The organism is Pseudoalteromonas sp. TAE56, from assembly GCF_000497955.1.
Taxonomy (GTDB): domain Bacteria; phylum Pseudomonadota; class Gammaproteobacteria; order Enterobacterales; family Alteromonadaceae; genus Pseudoalteromonas.
In genome coordinates this window covers 63026-81937 of sequence record NZ_AUTN01000090.1, presented here as the reverse complement: position 1 = coordinate 81937, position 18912 = coordinate 63026, and the positions used below count along the sequence as shown (strand labels likewise).

16 protein-coding genes and 1 pseudogene are annotated in these 18912 nt (G+C 40.6%); 6 read left to right on the top strand and 11 right to left on the bottom strand.

The window, feature by feature from the left end; all coding sequences use genetic code 11:
* Together L656_RS0109640 and L656_RS01000000122140 are read left to right on the top strand one after the other, a co-directional pair.
* Window positions 1-818, top strand: an 818-nt coding sequence (locus L656_RS0109640; RefSeq protein WP_024599050.1) for an aminotransferase class I/II-fold pyridoxal phosphate-dependent enzyme, incomplete at its 5' end; no start/stop codon positions are given.
* 495 nt (window positions 819-1313) lie between these two features.
* Window positions 1314-2515, top strand: a pseudogene (locus L656_RS01000000122140) (Nramp family divalent metal transporter).
* A 102-nt stretch (window positions 2516-2617) separates the two neighbouring features.
* Here the strand turns inward: L656_RS01000000122140 and L656_RS0109630 are convergent.
* Window positions 2618-3070, bottom strand: coding sequence for a hypothetical protein (locus tag L656_RS0109630; protein ID WP_024599049.1), 453 nt, complete (start codon window positions 3068-3070; stop codon window positions 2618-2620).
* On the opposite strand from L656_RS0109630, the gene L656_RS0109625 reads away from it, so the two are divergent.
* Window positions 3055-4245, top strand: coding sequence for a PQQ-dependent sugar dehydrogenase (locus L656_RS0109625; protein WP_024599048.1), 1191 nt, complete (start codon window positions 3055-3057; stop codon window positions 4243-4245). The genes L656_RS0109630 and L656_RS0109625 overlap by 16 nt on opposite strands.
* Before the next feature lie 196 nt (window positions 4246-4441).
* Here the strand turns inward: L656_RS0109625 and L656_RS0109620 are convergent, their stop codons facing one another.
* Both L656_RS0109620 and L656_RS0109615 read right to left on the bottom strand, forming a co-directional pair.
* A complete protein-coding gene (locus tag L656_RS0109620; protein WP_024599047.1) occupies window positions 4442-4873 on the bottom strand; it encodes a hypothetical protein in 432 nt (143 codons plus the stop codon).
* Window positions 4874-4990: 117 nt separating this feature from the next.
* Window positions 4991-5410 carry a hypothetical protein gene (locus tag L656_RS0109615; RefSeq protein WP_024599046.1) on the bottom strand — a complete coding sequence of 140 codons (420 nt, stop codon included), beginning with the start codon at window positions 5408-5410 and terminating at the stop codon, window positions 4991-4993.
* A 262-nt stretch (window positions 5411-5672) separates the two neighbouring features.
* On the opposite strand from L656_RS0109615, the gene ltrA reads away from it, so the two are divergent.
* A complete protein-coding gene (gene ltrA / locus L656_RS0109610) occupies window positions 5673-6926 on the top strand; it encodes a group II intron reverse transcriptase/maturase (RefSeq protein ID WP_024599045.1) in 1254 nt (417 codons plus the stop codon).
* Window positions 6927-7000: 74 nt separating this feature from the next.
* On the opposite strand, the gene L656_RS0109605 is transcribed toward ltrA, so the two are convergent.
* The 7 genes from L656_RS0109605 to lrp form a co-directional block, all read right to left on the bottom strand.
* Window positions 7001-7375, bottom strand: a complete 375-nt coding sequence (locus L656_RS0109605) for a hypothetical protein (RefSeq protein WP_024599044.1) — start codon at window positions 7373-7375, stop codon at window positions 7001-7003.
* Window positions 7376-8115: 740 nt separating this feature from the next.
* Entirely contained in the window at window positions 8116-9420 is a 1305-nt protein-coding gene (gene serS, locus L656_RS0109600; RefSeq protein ID WP_024599043.1) for a serine--tRNA ligase, read from the bottom strand.
* Window positions 9421-9429: 9 nt separating this feature from the next.
* Complete coding sequence (crcB, locus tag L656_RS0109595; protein WP_021032117.1) at window positions 9430-9810, bottom strand: fluoride efflux transporter CrcB; 381 nt, start codon at window positions 9808-9810, stop codon at window positions 9430-9432.
* A complete protein-coding gene (locus tag L656_RS0109590) occupies window positions 9803-11146 on the bottom strand; it encodes a replication-associated recombination protein A (RefSeq protein WP_024599042.1) in 1344 nt (447 codons plus the stop codon). Before L656_RS0109590 ends, crcB begins: the two co-directional genes overlap by 8 nt.
* Window positions 11139-11765, bottom strand: a complete 627-nt coding sequence (gene lolA, locus L656_RS0109585) for an outer membrane lipoprotein chaperone LolA (protein WP_024599041.1) — start codon at window positions 11763-11765, stop codon at window positions 11139-11141. The genes L656_RS0109590 and lolA overlap by 8 nt, the downstream gene beginning before the upstream one ends.
* Entirely contained in the window at window positions 11765-14260 is a 2496-nt protein-coding gene (locus L656_RS0109580; protein ID WP_024599040.1) for a DNA translocase FtsK, read from the bottom strand. The genes lolA and L656_RS0109580 overlap by 1 nt, the downstream gene beginning before the upstream one ends.
* Window positions 14261-14434: 174 nt before the next feature.
* Window positions 14435-14914 (bottom strand): leucine-responsive transcriptional regulator Lrp, encoded by a 480-nt coding sequence (gene lrp, locus L656_RS0109575; RefSeq protein ID WP_007582985.1) that lies wholly within the window; start codon window positions 14912-14914, stop codon window positions 14435-14437.
* Between the two features lie 142 nt (window positions 14915-15056).
* On the opposite strand from lrp, the gene ald reads away from it, so the two are divergent.
* Window positions 15057-16178 carry an alanine dehydrogenase gene (ald, locus tag L656_RS0109570; protein WP_024599039.1) on the top strand — a complete coding sequence of 374 codons (1122 nt, stop codon included), beginning with the start codon at window positions 15057-15059 and terminating at the stop codon, window positions 16176-16178.
* Window positions 16179-16312: 134 nt separating this feature from the next.
* On the opposite strand, the gene pssA is transcribed toward ald, so the two are convergent.
* Window positions 16313-17638 carry a CDP-diacylglycerol--serine O-phosphatidyltransferase gene (pssA, locus tag L656_RS0109565; RefSeq protein ID WP_024599038.1) on the bottom strand — a complete coding sequence of 442 codons (1326 nt, stop codon included), beginning with the start codon at window positions 17636-17638 and terminating at the stop codon, window positions 16313-16315.
* A 298-nt stretch (window positions 17639-17936) separates the two neighbouring features.
* On the opposite strand from pssA, the gene trxB reads away from it, so the two are divergent.
* A complete protein-coding gene (gene trxB, locus L656_RS0109560; protein ID WP_024599037.1) occupies window positions 17937-18887 on the top strand; it encodes a thioredoxin-disulfide reductase in 951 nt (316 codons plus the stop codon).
* Window positions 18888-18912 lie beyond the last annotated feature (25 nt).

Sequence of the window (18912 nt, the reverse complement as noted above, 5' to 3'; positions counted from 1 at the left end):
CTGATATGTTTGTTGCCATAAAGCCTGATATCGAAATTTTAAATACAGGTAGCACATCAAAACAGTTTAAATACGTCATTGATTTTAAAGCAGTTGAAAAAGTACTAGCAAATGACAGCAGCATAAGCGGACTGTGCGTATCACGCCCTACCAATCCAACGGGTAATGTAATTACCGACGATGAAGTAAAACACCTTGATTTGCTTGCTAAGCAATATAGCATTCCACTCATTATTGATAACGCGTACGGCGACCCGTTCCCAGGTTGTATTTACACTGACGCAAACCTAACATGGAACTCAAATATTATATTATGTATGTCGCTTTCAAAACTGGGCCTACCGGGTTTACGCAGCGGTATTGTGGTTGCCAATAATGAGATTATTAAAGCAATTGGCCGCGTAAATGGCAGCATGGTTTTATCGCCAAACAGTATTGGCCCAAGCTTAGTGACACGCTTAATTAACGACAACGAACTACTCCCACTGTGCCGTAATGTTGTCCTGCCTTTTTATCGTAATAAGGCACACATAGCGATTGAGTTGTTTGATGAAGTATTTGCCGAACTGCCTGTTTATTTGCACAAAGTTGAAGGGGCATTTTTTATGTGGCTGTGGTTTAAAGACGCAAAAATAACAAGCGAGGTGTTATATCAAAAGCTTAAAGAACAAGATGTGTATGTGATCCCAGGTCACAACTTTTTTATCGGCATTGACGACAGCTGGCCACACAAACACGAGTGTATTCGTATTAACTATGCTACCGATGCAGATACCCTAAAAAAAGGCTTAGAAGCGATTAAAAACCTAATAAAGTAAATATACTGATGCCGATATTAATATCGGCATCAGTCATTTAACTCGCTTATATATACGTTTAAAATTCATGCAAACGCACTGTATCCCCTTTAAATTTATATACAAGTTGGTATCCTACTCGACCTTTTTTAATAGCAATTCGCTTAATTAAGTGATCTATTCTGAGGTGAGAAAATCGTGTCGATAACCAGGCAAAAATTTCGTTATTTAGTTGTTATCACTAATTGCTCCTGCATTGCTCTGCATCCATGCAGTCGTATATCAGAAATTTTTAACGCAGTTAGCGTCAGATTTAATCCCTCAAATTGATTAAGTATTATTGCGGAATGGTATAACATATACTGGTAAAAAAGAACTAGCCAAGAGGCGACATCGCTGCAGGACACTTACTCTAAGTGGCAGCAATAACACAACAGGCATCGCGTATAAATATCGGTTTTAAACGTTAGATGTAACTTTAAATAGCAACATGCAATAGCACTATTAAGGTCAATTATGCGATTAGGACCAGGACTACTCGTCACCGCTGCCTTCATTGGACCAGGGACCATTACTACCGCCAGTGTGGCANAGGTGCAAACTTTGGTTTTGCACTTATATGGACGTTACTGTTTTCAGTAATTGCCACTATATTATTACAATCCATGGCGGCGCGCCTTGGCGTTACTACCGGGCAAGATTTAGCACAAGCTCTTAGAGCAAATATTCAAACGCCTTTATTTAAATCCTTGGCGATATTTTTAGTTATTAGCGCCATTGGCGTAGGCAGTGCAGCTTATGAAGCGGGTAACTTAAGTGGCGCTAGCATGGGGTTAATTGAAATATTCCCTCAAATTAACTCCCAACTATGGACACCACTTATTGCTTTGTTAAGTGCTGCTTTACTGTATAGCGGCAAACATAAAGTGGTTGAAAACGCGCTAATTTTACTCGTTATTTTAATGAGTTTAGTGTTTATCTCAACACTTGTAATGGCTGCCCCTTCGCTCGCTGATGTATTTGCGGGTTTTATCCCTAGTATGCCTGAAGGTTCTATTACAACTATATTGGCATTAGTCGGTACGACCATTGTGCCGTACAACTTATTTTTACACTCCGGCGTGCTCGCTGCCAGACATGACAGTAGCAGCGATATGCAAAAAGTCATTAAACAAACAAATGTTGATACAGGCCTATCAATCACTTTAGGCGGTGTCATCACGTTAGCTATTTTATCTACTGCTTCAGTTGCATTTTATGGTACGGATGCGGGGCAAATTAGTGCGGCTAACATGGCCGTGCAACTAGAGCCATTACTTGGCGACGCCGCTCATTACTTTTTTGCTATTGGCTTGTTTGCAGCAGGTTTAACAAGCGCTATTACAGCGCCACTTGCCGGTGCTTACGCCGTATGTGGCATGTTAGGTTGGTCAAACGATATGGGTAACTTACGCTTTAAAGGCGTTGCTATTATTATTTTATTGTTTGGTGCTGCGGTGGCCTCATTAGGTTTAGACCCAGTAGCGGTGATTATATTCGCACAAGCGGCTAACGGGTTATTACTCCCTATTGTTAGCACCTACCTTGTATGGCTGGTTAATCAAAAAGGGGTTATGGGAAACTACACTAACTCTTTGGCTTTAAACCTAGTCACCCTACCCGTTTTAATCCTAATTTTTGGGCTAAGTAGCTACAAACTAATTAGTTTAATTTTTTAATTAAACTCTAAAAATCATATTTAAAGGCCGCTGTTTACAATAAACAGCGGCCTTTATTTGTTAATCATCAAATAACGTATCAACCGTACTTATATTCACACATCAACACGCTTTTTGGATTTTAGCTGCCTTAACTAATTGCGAAAACGCAAAACCACCTACCGCGCCTGCAAGCAGTTGAGCATAAAAACCCCAGCCTCTTGCGCCCGCTATAATATGAATATTCATAATTGATTCAATGGCAATTAACACAATAGCAAATGCCACAATGCCAGCAATAACAAATAGCTGAGTACCGTATTTTTGAAGCTTTTTATTAAGCTTTGTTGTAGCAAAAAAAGCGATGGTAAGTGCCACAGCAATAATAGCCCCGTAGGTAGGTAGCAAGCCTAACCAATCATCAAGCGTTAAACTAACCCGATCACTAAAGCCCACCACTACACCTACATTAACTAATTCATTGACAACGTATTGGCTATGAAACAAGCTAGCAAGTGTAAATGTAAGTAACCAAGAAACTAAAAATGAAGGCAATATACGTGTTAAAAACGACATGGTTATCTCAACTTAAAATAAAGCTTTTCTCTTATACTAGTTATGCTAGCAAAGGCTTGCTCCGTAAACAATGTATCTCTTTTTTTACTTTGCTTTCGCTTTTTTCGTTTTCTGTTAATGCACAAGCCGCATTACCAAAGGAGCAATACAGTACACAAACACTGGCTACGCAATTACAGTCTCCGTGGAGCATGGTTGAACTACCAAACGGCACATGGTTAATTACAGAGCGTGATGGTCACGTAGTTATAGTTAAAAACAATGCGCAATCAAGAGTAAAATTAAACCTAACAGGTTTATACGTTGCAGGCCAAGGTGGTTTACTCGACATTGTATTATCACCAGATTATAACGACTCCAAAGAAGTTATTTTTACTTATGCCCAAGGTGATGCAAGCGCAAACAGGCTTGTTGTTGCCAAAGCCACGTTTAATGGCAATAGCTTTTCAAAGCCTGACGTTATTTATAAAGTAGCAACTGATAAAAATACACCACAACATTACGCTGGTCGCACCCTCGTATTACCCGATAGCACATTATTAATTTCAACGGGTGATGGCTTTGACTTTAGAGAGCAAGCACAGGTTATAACAAGCCAACTTGGTAAAATATTACGTATAAACCTAGATGGCACCATTCCAACAAATAACCCATTTATTAACCACAAAAACCAAAATGCACATGCTGTTTACTCACTTGGTCACCGTAACCCTCAAGGCTTAGTTTATGATTACGATACGCAGCAAACTGTTAGCAACGAACATGGCCCTGCAGGCGGTGACGAGCTAAACTACTTAACCGCTGGAACTAATTACGGATGGCCGGTAATCACCTATGGCAAAGATTACTCGCAAGCGCGTATTTCACCCTTTACCGAATATAAAGGCATGCAAAAGCCAAGTGTTAATTGGACGCCATCAATAGCGCCATCAGGCATGGCGTATTACGGCTCTAAACATGCCGCTTTTCCTTCATTACAACAACATGTACTAATCACAACACTCGTCGATAAAAAGCTCTACAGCGTTAATCTGGCCAGTGGTGAATTTACACAGTCTCACGTGTTTCCAAAGGCCGCAGGCAGGTTAAGAGATGTGTATATCACAGCTGAAGGTAATGTTGCGATATTAATGGATGGAAAAGATGCTGAGCTGATGTTGTTTAAAGCAAATTAATTTACAAAGGGGATAAGAGCCGCTGCGCTTTTAAAGTAAGTAGCGGCTTTAAATAAGCCACTTTGGTTAATTAAGTAATTTGATTAGTAAGATCAGGGATTAACCCCTTTAGTTTTAAGATTAAGGTGAGCGTCTTTATTATGTTATTAATAACGTTCTTGTCTCCAATTACCTTTGCATATACTTACTGTGCTTGTTATTTACCCGATTCTAATTGCTGTTTCAATAACTCAATCAGTTGAGTGTTAAGCCCGGTAATTTCGGCTTCTAGTAATTTCACCTTAGCTTGTGACTCTTCATCTTCTTTACTGCGTAATAATGCAGCTTCTTGTATTAGCTTTTCAAGCTTCTCTTGTATTTCAGCAATCTGTTCATCAAGTGGGTCTTCTTCAGATTGCGATGCCTGACTTACATCTTCATTGCCTGATAATTTACGTAACGCCTCTCGGTTTTGATCTTCCAGACTTTTTTCTTTTCCTTCTTCAGATATATCCACTTGGTCACTTTGGTCCGCTGCTTTATGCATAGTCGCTTTTTCGGTTACGCCATCAGCTACCACCTTTAAAGTTTGTTTTTGCGGGTAAGTTGCTAAAGGTTTAGGGGTTATGTGAACTGACATTTTATCCATTTTAATATTCCTTGTTCCGTTAATTATTGGCGAGAAGTAGTTTACTATAAATATAATGCTTTACTAAAAGCCAAGTGTAATAGCCCTTGTTTGATTCTTTATTAGATTACACTTTACTCACAAGCTTGCCCATTGTTGTTTTAAACCAACAAAGTGAACAATACCAAAAAATAAACAAATAATAGAACTCCAAACCCAAAACTCAGGCGAACGCCCCATAGGGTTATTTATTAAAAAAAATCCAGCAACACCGCGGGCTAAATAAATAAAAGTTATTAGTATAAGAGCTAGGCGGATGAATGGAAGTTTAAAAATCACACCTGCGGCTGAAAATGCATACAATGACCAAGTTGATAGAATCAGAACAATTACACTAGTAATAAGAGTTGGTTGAATACTTCCTTGCTCAGAAAGTAATGCCATTTGCTCTCCTGCACCGAAGAACCGATACCAAGTACCTCCAAAATAGATACAACCTAAATGCAAAGTTGCTACAACAGCACTTAATGTACCTGCAATTATTAGAAAAACATTCATAGAGCGATAAAACCCCCGTGAGACATAACGAGCCTATAAATTAGCTGGTTTATTTATTTTGATAAACAAACCATAGCCGGGTTTTTATCTGGGTACAATCGATTGTTGAATGTTTACGCGTGATATCAAAGCTCGCATTAAACTAGCCAGCCACTCCAATTGCAAATTAATCTGGCGTTGGCTTTTTCGTCATAATTAGGATGGGTGTCTTGTTTATTTTAATAATACCTCGAATGAATACAACCAAACAGATCGTGACCTGATGGCAAGTGTACTGAGCAACCACAATATTGGTGCAGCATGGCAACACATTAAGCGCAATAAAGGGGCTGCCGGTATTGATAACATGAGTATTCAGGAATTTAATCACTTCGCTAAGTTACATTGGCTGGGTATTAAACACCAATTACTTAACGGCACTTATCAACCCTTGCCAGTCAAACGCGTGATGATACCCAAACCCGATTGCGGTGAGCGAATGCTTGGGATCCCCTCTGTTATCGACAGAGTGATCCAACAAGCTATTGCTCAAGTGATTAGCCCTTACTTTAAGCCTCTATTTTCACCACATAGTTATGGTTATCGCCCTCATAAAAGAGCCAGCCAAGCAGTACATCATGTTCAATCTTGTGTTAAACAAGGTTATAAAACAGCAGTTGATATTGACTTGTCTAAGTTCTTTGATGAAGTAAACCATGACATGCTGATGAATCGTGTTGCTCGTAAAATCAAAGACAAAGCACTCATGCGCCTACTCGGTAAATACCTCCGAGCAGGGGTAGCAGAGCGCGAAACAGGTCTGTGGTTTGAGTCAACCAAGGGAGCCCCTCAAGGTAGGCCATTATCCCCTTTACTTTCCAACATTTTACTCGATGAATTAGATAAGAAGTTAACCTACAAACAGCTTAAGTTTGCACGTTATGCTGATGACATAATCATTTTAGTAAAAACGAAAAGTGAAGGGCTCATGATCCAACGGGACATTACTGCGTTTATCACTCAGCGATTAAAACTCAAAGTGAATGAATCGAAAAGTCGAGTCGGTCCAGTATCAGGCTCGAAATTTCTTGGGTTTACCTTCCGTTACGGTCATGTGCAGATCCACGAACAGGCGCTAAAGAAATTTAAAGCAAATGTAAGAGAACTCACTAACCGCAACTGGGGGATCTCAATGACCCTACAAATTCATAAACTCACGCAGTATTTACGTGGCTGGGGACACTATTACCTGATAGTCAACGCTTATCAGTTAACGGTGGATTTAGATCATTGGATACGCCGTAGGATAAGAATGTGCTACTGGCGGCAATGGCGTAAACCACGCACGAAAGTACGCAGTTTAATAAAGCTGGGTGTTAGCGAACGACTCGCCATAGCCTGTGGTATCACCAGCAAAGGCCCTTGTCGAAGCTCGAAAACAAAAGGAATTAACATTGCATTAGGTAATGACTATTTAGCGTCACAAGGTTTAGTGTCATTGAGAGATATTTGGATCAATATTCATTACAGGAGATGAACCGCCCATTGCGGACCCGCATGATGGGTGATGTGGGGGCTGGAGGTTAGAGACCTCCGGCTACCCGATTATACCTATTGTTCCTTGAAAGGGCGTTCTGAAACATAACACCATGCTTCCTCACCATCTTCTCTAGTAAAGCCTCTTGCGCCAATACTAATGAGCAAACGACAGATTTGTTCTTCTGGTAAACCGATAACTCTTTTCAGAGTTTTAATACTCCTTCCTTTATTTGAAGCCGCATTATCCAATAGATTTTTAAGAATATTTTTGACAGGCCCCCAAAGAGTATCTTCTTCAATTTTCGCCTTTCTTTTTTCTAACAATAAAGGCCCTAAAAAAGATGTTACTAGCGAAGTGATTAATGAAACCAGGCCTGCAATGATAGCAACATCATAAGTGGACAGAATTTTTGCTACTTCTAAAGCTTGGTCAACTTGAGATGACATGAATATTTCCGATTATTAGTAATAGGTATAACGCCGCAAATAAACGGCAAAATATTAGTTGGCTATAATTTGTGAGGTACGAACAAGCCAAGTATTTTTTGTCCGCATTTTTTAATTTGCCTTGTTAACTGGCTTTAAATTACTGCAATCTATTTAAATAGGTTTTTACCGTACCTATGCACGTACTTGTAAAATAAACAAAAATGAACGATGAACATAAATATGAAATAAAGTACACCGAACAATAACCCTTTATTTAAACCTTCCGCCCAACCAATCATGCTTCCAGAGAATAAAGCAACACCAAAGTGAGTAAGTAATATTTGAAAATGTATTTTCAAAAATGCTGACAAATTATTACTCCCTACTAAAAATATGCTCAATACGAAAGAGCCAGTTAACAACTTTGTATCCGACATTTGTCACTTTATAAACCGACAAATGTCCAAATATTACGAAGCATCTAATCTAACCAGCTAATAAGCACTTGTAAACAAATAGTTAGCCGGTATTTAAGTTTCCTTGATGTAGAAATACCCCAAGATGGTAGAGATCAGTAATATTGGACAAAAAAGTAATGAGCTATAAAAAAATAGGTGTAAGCGATATTATTAATAAGATAACTTAAATTTTTCTCTAAGCTTTTGCCTTTAACCTAAAACAAAAAAGCCGCTGTTTATTACAAACAGCGGCTTTCGAATTAAGGTTTACAAGCTTAAAACTTAACTTAAACTTGATTTTTATTGTTTACCAATCACTTCAAGTCCACCCATGTATGGGCGTAATACTTCTGGTACTACTACTGTGCCATCGGCTTGTTGGTAGTTTTCTAGTATGGCTACTAGTGTACGGCCAACGGCTAAGCCTGAACCATTTAGTGTATGTAGTAACTCTGGCTTTTTAACACCTTCACGGCGAAAACGTGCTTGCATTCTACGCGCCTGAAAGTCAGCCATGTTTGAACATGATGAAATTTCGCGGTATGTATCCTGCGCAGGTAACCATACTTCTAAATCGTAAGTTTTAGCTGAGCCAAAACCCATGTCGCCCATACATAAAATTACTTTTCGGTATGGTAGGTCAAGTGCTTGTAGTATTTGCTCTGCGTGCCCTGTTAACTCTTCAAGCGTTGCCATTGAGTCTTCTGGTTTTACAAGTTGTACTAGTTCAACTTTATCAAACTGGTGCTGACGAATTAGGCCACGTGTATCGCGACCATAGCTGCCAGCTTCACTTCTAAAACACGGAGTGTGAGCAACTAAGCGAATTGGTAACGCGCTTTCATCGTAAATTTCGTCACGTGCGCTGTTTGTAAGCGGTACTTCAGCTGTAGGAATTAAGCTAAAGCCGGCTTGTTGTTCGCCATCGTCGTTTACAAGGCCTAATGTGTGGAATAAATCGCCCGCAAATTTAGGTAATTGGCTTGTGCCATAAAGGCTTGCGCTATTAACTAAGTACGGTACATACATTTCTGTATAGCCGTTTTTGTCTGCGTGCGTATCTAGCATAAATTGCGTTAAAGCACGGTGCATACGCGCTACTTGACCGCGCATTACTGTAAAGCGTGCGCCACTAATTTTAACGCCCATTTCAAAATCTAAGCCATTTAAGTCTTGGCCTACATCAACGTGATCTTTAACTTCAAAATCAAACTTTTTAGGTGTGCCCCACGTTAAAATTTCAACGTTGTCGTCTTCGTCTTTACCGGCAGGTACTGACTCGTCTGGCAAGTTTGGAATTGCTAAAGCAATGTCGTTAATTGCGGCTAATACTTCATCTTGCTCAGTTTTAGCGGCGTCTAGCTCACTGCCTAAGTTAGCTACTGCATCAAGTAGTGGCTGTGCGTCTTCGCCTTTTGCTTTGGCTTGACCAATTGCTTTTGCGCTTGCATTACGTTGACTTTGAAGTTCTTGCGTTTTTACTTGTAATGTTTTGCGTTTTTCTTCAAGTGCCGTTACCGTCGCTACATCGAGTTCGTAACCGCGCGCCGCTAAACGTGCTGCAGTTTGTTCGATGTCTTGACGTAAAAATTTAGAATCTAACATGTTAGTTTTTTAACCTTTTTGCATTACTAGCTGAAGGCCCAGCCAAGCCATAAAAATACACACCATCACGTTTAAGATGATATTGAGGGCCATTTTAATAAAGTGACCTTGTTGTAATAACAACAACGAGTCCATTGAGAATGTTGAAAAGGTGGTTAATGCACCTAAAAAGCCAATACCGATAAGGGTTTTGGCGGGGCTTGCGGTGATAATTTCTTTATCTATCAAACCGTACAAAATGCCCATTAACAATGAACCCAGAATATTAACCGTCAACGTGCCAAAAGGGAATCCCCTACCGAGGAGTTTTAGCATGCTTTCGCTAATAAAAAACCGTAAACACGCACCTGAGGCTCCGCCAAGGGCGATCATCATATAAAGTTTAATCATTTTCGTACCGTTTAAGTGGGCTTTGCGCATCGCGCTCTTTTAGGTAATCAAGTTTTTGTTTAATTTTTTGCTCAAGGCCGCGCTCGCTCGGTGAGTAATATTCTTTGCCGTCCATTTCAGGTGGTAAATATTTTTCACCTGCGGCAAATGCGCCTTCTTCATTGTGCGCATAGCGATATTCAGCGCCGTAACCTAAGTCTTTCATTAAGTTAGTTGGCGCATTACGCAGGTGCTCTGGTACGGGGTAACTTGGCTCGTTTTGAGCGTCTGCTTTGGCTTGATTAAACGCCATATACACCGCATTACTTTTAGGTGCGCTGGCTAAGTACAATGTAGCTTGTGCAATTGCACGTTCGCCCTCGCTTGGGCCTACTCGCTGAAATATATCCCATGCGTTTAAGGCCACTTCCATCGCACGCGGATCGGCGTTACCAATATCTTCTGTTGCAATAGCAAGTAAACGCCTTGCTACATACAAAGGGTCGCCACCACCGGCTAAAATTCGGCAATACCAATACAGTGCGCCGTCAGGGGAGCTACCCCGTACTGATTTATGAAAGGCTGATATTAAATCGTAAAACTCATCGCCGCCTTTATCGTATTTAGCTAAATGTGTAGGTAATACTTGGCTAAGTACGTGCTCGTCTACGTTGTATTGCCCGTTTTGCTCAGTTGTTAAGTCAACTGCTTGTTCAAGTAAATTAAGTACTTTACGCGCATCGCCGCCACTTGCTTGGCATAGTGCCTTTTTAGCATTCTCGGCAATAGTGATATGCTTTTGGTTTAATTGTTCGTCTTGTTTAAGTGCGCGCTCTATAACGGTGTATAAGTCGGTGTCGGCAAGCGATTTCAAAACATACACACGTGCACGCGACAATATAGCGTTATTCAGTGCAAACGAGGGATTTTCGGTGGTTGCACCTACAAATATAAAGGTGCCGTCTTCTATGTGCGGTAAAAACGCATCTTGCTGAGATTTATTAAAGCGGTGCACCTCGTCAACAAACATAAGGGTGCGTTGGCCACGGCTTTCTAGGTTGTCCCGCGCTTGCGTTACGCTGTCGCGTATATCTTTTACGCCTGCGGTTACCGCCGACATTTGAATTAGTGAGGCATCAGCGTGGTTGGCAATTATTTGCGCAAGCGTTGTTTTACCAACACCAGGCGGGCCCCATAAAATTAAACTATGGCAGCGCCCCGCTACAATGGCTTGATGCAGTGGTTTATCACCGCTTAATAAGTGCTGCTGACCAATGTATTCATCAAGCGTTGTAGGGCGCATACGCGCGGCAAGTGGCCGTACATCGGGCCCAAAGTTAAAACCTAAATTACTCACCGTTACTCTGATCGTCTATTTCAACACCTTCAGGAGGCATAAATTCAAAAGTGCTTTTATCAAGCTGCGTATTAACTTGTGCATTGTTAAACGTAAATGACGATAGCTGCCCTGAGTTGTCAGTAACTACTAGTTTAGCAAGGCCTTGCTCGTTACCTGCAAACGCTATATCAAGTTGTTCTACTTGGCTTTCTACGCCTTTATTTGGCGTTACGCTAAAACCTGTATTTGTTGCAAGTACGCTATATTTTTCCCACTGTGCTGGGTCTTTTGATGTAAGTAGCACAAATGGTGTTGAATCAATTAGGCTGCTGGTTTTCATAATCGTTACTTGCTCAGCAAAGCTGTCGAAGTAATATGTTTTATCACCGTTTGATACAAATAACGTATCGTCTGGGCTTGTTTGCTGCCAGCGAATCATCATAGGCTGTTGAAGGGCTATTGTGCCCTCGCCTTGCATAACTGCTTGGCCTTCTTTGTCTGTTACTTTTTGTGCAAACTGCGCTTTGAAACTTTTTAAAGTGGCAAGTCTATCTTGTAATGCTTGGCTGTCGTCAGCAAAACTTGGTGCGGCAAATACGCTGCCTAACACTAATAATAAGGCGTTAAATTTTTTCATTAATTTGCTCCATTAGGTACTAATACATCGCGAGCGCCGTTATGGCCTGGTGAACTCACGATACCCGATGTTTCCATTTGCTCTACTAAACGTGCTGCGCGGTTATAGCCAACACGTAATTTACGTTGCACTGACGATACCGATACTTTGCCAGTTTCTATTACAAACGATACCGCTTCGTCGTATAACGGATCGTTTTCTTCGTCTGCATTTTCGCTTGCTTCGCCTGGCAATAAAATATCTTCGCTGGCATCGCCATTTAATATTTCATCAATATAATTTGGCTTAGCACGTGCTTTCCAATCGTTTACTACAGCGTGTACTTCATGGTCGTCTACAAACGCACCGTGTACACGTTCTGGTACACTAGTGCCTGGCGGTAAATAAAGCATGTCGCCCATACCCAGTAGATTTTCAGCGCCTTGTTGGTCAAGTATTGTGCGCGAATCTATTTTGCTTGATACCTGAAACGCCATACGCGTTGGTATATTTGCTTTAATTAAACCTGTAATTACATCAACCGATGGGCGCTGCGTAGCAAGCACTAAGTGAATACCTGCCGCACGTGCTTTTTGGGCAATACGTGCAATTAGCTCTTCTACTTTTTTACCTACAATCATCATCATGTCGGCAAATTCGTCTATTACTACAACAATACTTGGTAATTTACCTAGCTCATCTGGGCCTTCTTTCATGCCATCGGTGTCTTTGAATAATGGGTCTAGAATCGGGTAACCCGCTTCATTGGCATCAAGCACTTTTTGGTTGTAACCTTTTAAGTTACGCACACCCAAAGCTGACATTAATTTATAACGACGTTCCATTTCGCCTACACACCAACGCAGTGCGTTGGCGGCTTCTTTCATGTCGGTCACTACTTCACACAGTAAATGCGGAATGCCTTCGTATACTGAAAGCTCAAGCATTTTAGGGTCAATCATAATCATACGTACATCATCAGGACCCGATTTATACAGCAAGCTTACTATCATGACATTAACGCCCACTGATTTACCTGAACCGGTTGTACCGGCTACCAATAAGTGTGGCATTTTACCTAAATCAGCACATACCGGCTGACCAGCAATATCTTTACCTAGCACCATGGTAAGCGGGGATGGATTTTGCTCAAATTTAGGCGCGTTTATTACTTCAGACAAACGTACTATTTCGCGGTGTTTATTAGGAAGCTCAATACCTACGTACGTTTTACCTGGTATAACTTCTACAACACGCACACTAATTGCCGAAAGCGAGCGGGCTAAATCTTTTGCTAAACCTGTAATTTTAGATACTTTTATACCCGGTGCTAAATCGAGTTCAAAACGCGTAACAACAGGGCCTGGGTACACTGCTACAACCTTTGCCTGTACGTTAAAGTCGAGTAGTTTTGTCTCTACTAAGCGCGATACTGTATCGAGCTCTTCTTGCGAAATTGGGTTTTTGGCTTTATCTGGTCTGTCGAGTAAATCAAGCGACGGTAACGGCCCCGGAGGTGGCTCTTGTGTTAATAATTGCTCAAATTTTTCTTTAGCCGTTGGCGGCGGTTGATATGCAGGTTTTGGTTTAGGCATTGGCCTAGCTGGCGATACAACCGTAGTCACTGGTTTTTCAGGCTCTATTACGGGGCTTTGGTCCAGCGCATTTAATGCAGCTTCTGTATCCATTGGCTCGTCGTCTATGGCGCTAAAGCCAATTTCTTGATCGAGTATGTCGTCAAGTTCATCAAACGGCATAAAGTCGTCACTAATTTGTGGCTCGCTAAATGGTGTTTGTGGTTTATTAATTGCTTTTTGTTTATCTACTTTTTTAGATGATGTAGGCAGCTCTATTTGCTCTTTTATATCGTCTTCAAAATGGGCGTCTTCTTCATCGTGATTATTTACTTTGCCCGCAGCATGCTCTCGGTGCATCCAGCCTTTTGCGTACGATACAATAAAGCGATAAAACCTAACCATTAAATCGCCAAGGTAATCTACAAAATCAACCCACGATACACCCGTTAATAAGGTAAGCCCTGCAAAAAAGAAACACAGTAATAATATAGACGTGCCGGTAAAGTTAAACGCAGGCATCATCGCTGATGCAATAACATCGCCCACTACCCCACCAGATGAAAAATTATAAATATCGTCAAAATTAATACTACTAATAGCGGTAGCTGAGGTAATAAATAAAGCAAAACCAATAACACGCAGCGCTAAGGTGGTGTAATCAAGCTGTAAAATGCGGTGAGGTTGTTTAAATAACAAATAGCCAAATAGCTGAATGGCCGCAGGCACTAAGTAAGCCAACCAACCAAAGGTAAGTAATAAAATGTCGGCTATCCATGCACCGGCAGCTCCTGTAATGTTGCTTACTTCGCTAAAACTAGTTTGCGACCATGCAGCATCTGCTGGATCAAAGCTGATCAAGGCACATAAAATAAATATTGCCGTAAAGGTGCTGATAATCAGCCCTGTTTCTAATAGTCTTTGCACACCGTTTAGGCGCATAGTTCCCTATTCCTCTTTATTATTCTATTTTTATTCACACTTACTTAGCAGTGAAATACCTTAGCAGGAAATGCAATTTGTTGCACTTTATCTTAACCTTGATGGCCTGATTATGAACAAGTTTTTATAATTTGAGCTTATATAAGCAAATGGCACAAGCTAATATAAATAACCTTAAGTAATATAGGGGCGAATAATTACGCCTTCTTCACCTTTTACTTCTTCCATTACTACATAAGTTCGGCTTTCACTAACATTAGGCAATTTTAATAATATGTCGCCTAATACGCCACGGTATTCTGACATATCATTTACGCGCGTTTTAAGTAAAAAATCAAAATTACCCGATACCAAATGACATTCTATAATTTCTTCATGCTTTTTAACGGCCGCACTAAACTCATCAAATACGTCAGGAGAGGTTTTAGTAATTGTTACTTCTACATACACCGATAAACCTTGCCCAAGCTTAGCTGGATCGACAACTGCTTTATAGCCAAGTATGTAGCCTTCTCGTTCTAGCTTTTTCACTCGCTCCAGACAGGGCGTGGCGCTTAGGCCAACTCGTCTGGCCAGTTCAACATTTGACAAGCGCCCATCGTGTTGTAATTCCATTAAAATTTTACGGTCAATTCTATCTAACAATTGATGCATAGTACCAACTAGTTTTTTATACTGTTTATTTTTATTATATAGATGATAACACTAGATTTGACTTTAAAAAAGGTGAGACACACGGGCTTATGATGAATATAATAGTGGAAAATGTTAATCCGTTCTTAATAAGGCAAATGATATGATTATTGGTGTTCCTAAAGAAATTAAAAACCATGAATACCGTGTAGGTATGGTTCCTGCAAGTGTTCGTGAATTAGTAAACCACGGTCACCAAGTGATTGTAGAAACTGATGCAGGCATGGGTATTGGTTTTACTAACGAAGATTACACGCTAGCGGGTGCTGAAATTTTAGCAACTGCTGCTGACGTTTTCGCTAAAGCAGACATGATTGTAAAAGTAAAAGAGCCACAAGCTGTTGAGCGTGCAATGCTACGTGAAGACCAAATTCTTTTCACTTACTTACACCTTGCACCTGATCTTCCACAAACTGAAGACCTTGTAAAAAGTAAAGCTATTTGTATTGCATACGAAACTGTAACTGACTCTCGCGGTGGTTTACCGCTTCTAGCTCCTATGAGCGAAGTTGCTGGTCGTATGTCTATTCAAGCTGGTGCACAAGCGCTTGAAAAATCTAACCACGGTCGTGGCATGCTACTAGGTGGCGTACCAGGCGTTGAAGCTGCTAAAGTTGTTGTTATTGGTGGCGGCATGGTTGGTCGTAGCGCAGCTCAAATGGCTGTTGGCCTTGGTGCTGAAGTTGTAGTGCTTGATCGTAACATCGACGTATTACGTGCACTAGATGCGCAATTTGGTAATAAAGTAAAAGCTATTTACTCAACTGCTGATGCACTAGAAAAACACGTACTAGAAGCTGACTTAGTAATTGGTGGCGTACTAATCCCAGGTGCAGCTGCACCTAAATTAGTAACTGCTGCGCACATTAAAGCAATGAAACCTGGTTCTGCAATTGTTGACGTTGCAATCGACCAAGGTGGCTGTATTGCTACTTCTAAAGCAACGACGCATGCTGATCCTACTTTCATCGTTGATGAAGTTGTTCACTACTGTGTTGCTAACATGCCAGGTGCTGTTCCACGTACATCTACGTTTGCACTTAACAATGCAACATTGCCTTTCATCATTAACCTTGCAAACAAAGGTTATAAAAAGGCATTACTAGATGACGCTCACTTCTTAAAAGGCTTAAATGTAATTAAAGGCCAAGTAACTTACAAAGAAGTAGCTGAAGCGTTCAACATGGAATATGTTGACCCACGCACAGCGGTAGAAAACGCATAATTTAGCGTTTTGTAGTTAGGTTATTATTTAGTAATGTAGCGACCTAACTACAACCCATAAAAAAAGCAGCTAATTAGCTGCTTTTTTTTGTATTTAAATTTCAGATTTATATAAACTGGTTTAAATAAAATGGTTTAGATAAAACGCTTAATTATAAAATCTACTTTTACGCGCTTAGCTTGGCCAAGTAGTTTTTTAACTGGCTGCGGATAATCATCCATCGTCTCTAAATCATCTGGGCCTGTTAAACGTCGGCAGTGTTGTAAAATTTCCTGCTTTTCGTTATCAATAGCATCCATAATTGTTTGCTCTGGATCTTCTATTAAAATACCGTTTTCGATATCAAGACCCCATGCACGCGGATTTAAGTTATGCCCGCTCAGTAAATGCTTTGTTCTATCTGAACATATACCTTTTAAATGAAACGAATTACTTCCATCTTTCCACAGATACACATTTAAATTACCGTTATCGATATGGCGCTTTTGCGTTTTTACAAACTTATGCAAAATAGTTTCGTACAAATAAGGTAATGCCCCTATTTTACTAAACGGCTCGCTTGGCGGTAAATAAAAGTCATTTGCTGTTTTATCCCCTACTACAATAGTCACTTGCTTACCTTGCTTTAATAATCGGCGCAGTGATCGCATAAGCGGTGCCGGAAAATTAAAGTATGGCGTATACAACACAAGCTCTTGTTCTGTGGTATCAAATAACGCTTTTATTAGTCTGTTCAGTTCGTTGTTACGACGCCCGAGCCCTAAAAACAAGCGAATACCTAATGCTTTGGTATTTAGCTGCTCTGCTGCGTTATAACTTGCGACTTTTAAATCACGCATTAATTGCTTTTGATCAAGCTTAAAGTCGTGCAAACGCTTAAGCGGTCGAGTGTCTATGCGCGGTACAGCATCTGAACTAAGCAGCTTAGTCTCAATAAAATCAACCACCGAGTCACACAGCTCGCTCTGCGTTATTAAAAAATAACGATCGAGTCTGTAGCGTTCGCTGTATTGCAAGTACACGTTATTTAAGCTTGCGCCGCTGTAAAGTAAGGTGTCGTCAATTACAAAACCTTTTAAATGCAATACGCCAAATAATTCTTTAGCTTTTACAGGTACGCCATAAACTTGTACGTTCGATTTAAACTTTTCTAAATCGTCACAGTATAAACTTGCGTTGCCGTCTGACTTATCAGCGCCAATTAAACCACGTTGCGCACGATGAAAATCCACCAGCACTTTTACTTCAAGTGCGGGGTTTGCCAATGACACACGATGCAGCGCTTCTAAAATTTCGCGACCTGCTTCGTCATCTTGTAAATACAACGCCGTAATATAAATTCGTTTTTTTGCGTTAGCTATCAAACGTAGCAATTGCGTTCGGTAATCTTGCGCATTGGTTAAGACGTTAACGTCTTTTGAAGTCAACCCGAATGCGGGTTTTTCCTGCCAAAATAACATAGTTGCCTATTTGCTTAGGTCACATAATCTATCAGTGACAAATAAAATTAGGTAAAACATAACAAAAAAAATCAAAGGGGTCATGAATTAACGCTGTTTTATTGCCTGTTAGTCTATTTATTGAGCTACTTTGGCATATTAGCTGTAAAAGCATAGAGCTCTAGTACACAATACTGCACAGCTTTTCGATTTGAGAAAAAAAATAATCGCGGATTTTGTTTACATCTGCCTTGTTTTTCTTAGAATCAAGCGCATTAATGAGCATATTGAACACAGTATTAAACGTTTAGGAAAAATAATGACTGAAGCAAAACATTGTAAGCTACTAATTTTAGGCTCTGGCCCAGCTGGTTATACTGCCGCAGTATATGCAGCACGTGCAAATTTAAACCCTGTTTTAATTACAGGCATTCAACAAGGTGGCCAATTAACAACCACCACTGAAGTTGAAAACTGGCCTGGTGATGCACACGGTTTAACAGGTCCTGCGTTAATGGATCGTATGAAGGAGCACGCTGAGCGCTTTGAAACTGAAATCATATTCGATCACATCAATAAAGTAGATGTATCTAAGCGCCCTTTCACACTAACAGGCGATCAAGGTACTTACACATGTGATGCGTTAATTATTGCAACAGGTGCTTCTGCTAAATACTTAGGCCTAGAGTCTGAAACTAATTTCCAAGGCCGTGGTGTTTCGGCGTGTGCTACCTGTGACGGCTTTTTCTATAAAGGTCAAAAAGTAGCGGTTGTTGGTGGTGGTAATACAGCGGTTGAAGAAGCGCTTTACTTATCTAACATTGCTGACGAAGTACATGTTATTCATCGTCGTGACAGTTTCCGCAGTGAAAAGATACTTGCTGACCGCCTTGCTGAAAAAGCAGCAAACGGTAACGTTGTAATGCATTACAACCGCACGCTTGACGAAGTATTAGGCGATCAAATGGGCGTAACCGGTGTGCGCATTAAAGATGCACACTCTGGTGCAACTGAAGAACTTGATTTAGCCGGTGTATTTATTGCTATCGGTCACAAGCCAAATACAGATATGTTTGTTGGTCAACTAGAAATGAAAGATGGCTACTTAGTTGTAGAGTCTGGTCTTCACGGTAACGCGACTCAAACAAGCGTAGAAGGCGTTTTTGCTGCAGGTGATGTGTCAGACCACATTTACCGTCAAGCAATCACATCTGCGGGTACAGGCTGTATGGCTGCCCTTGATGCAGAGCGTTTCTTAGATAATTTATAAGCAATTAAATAAATTATTATAGGGC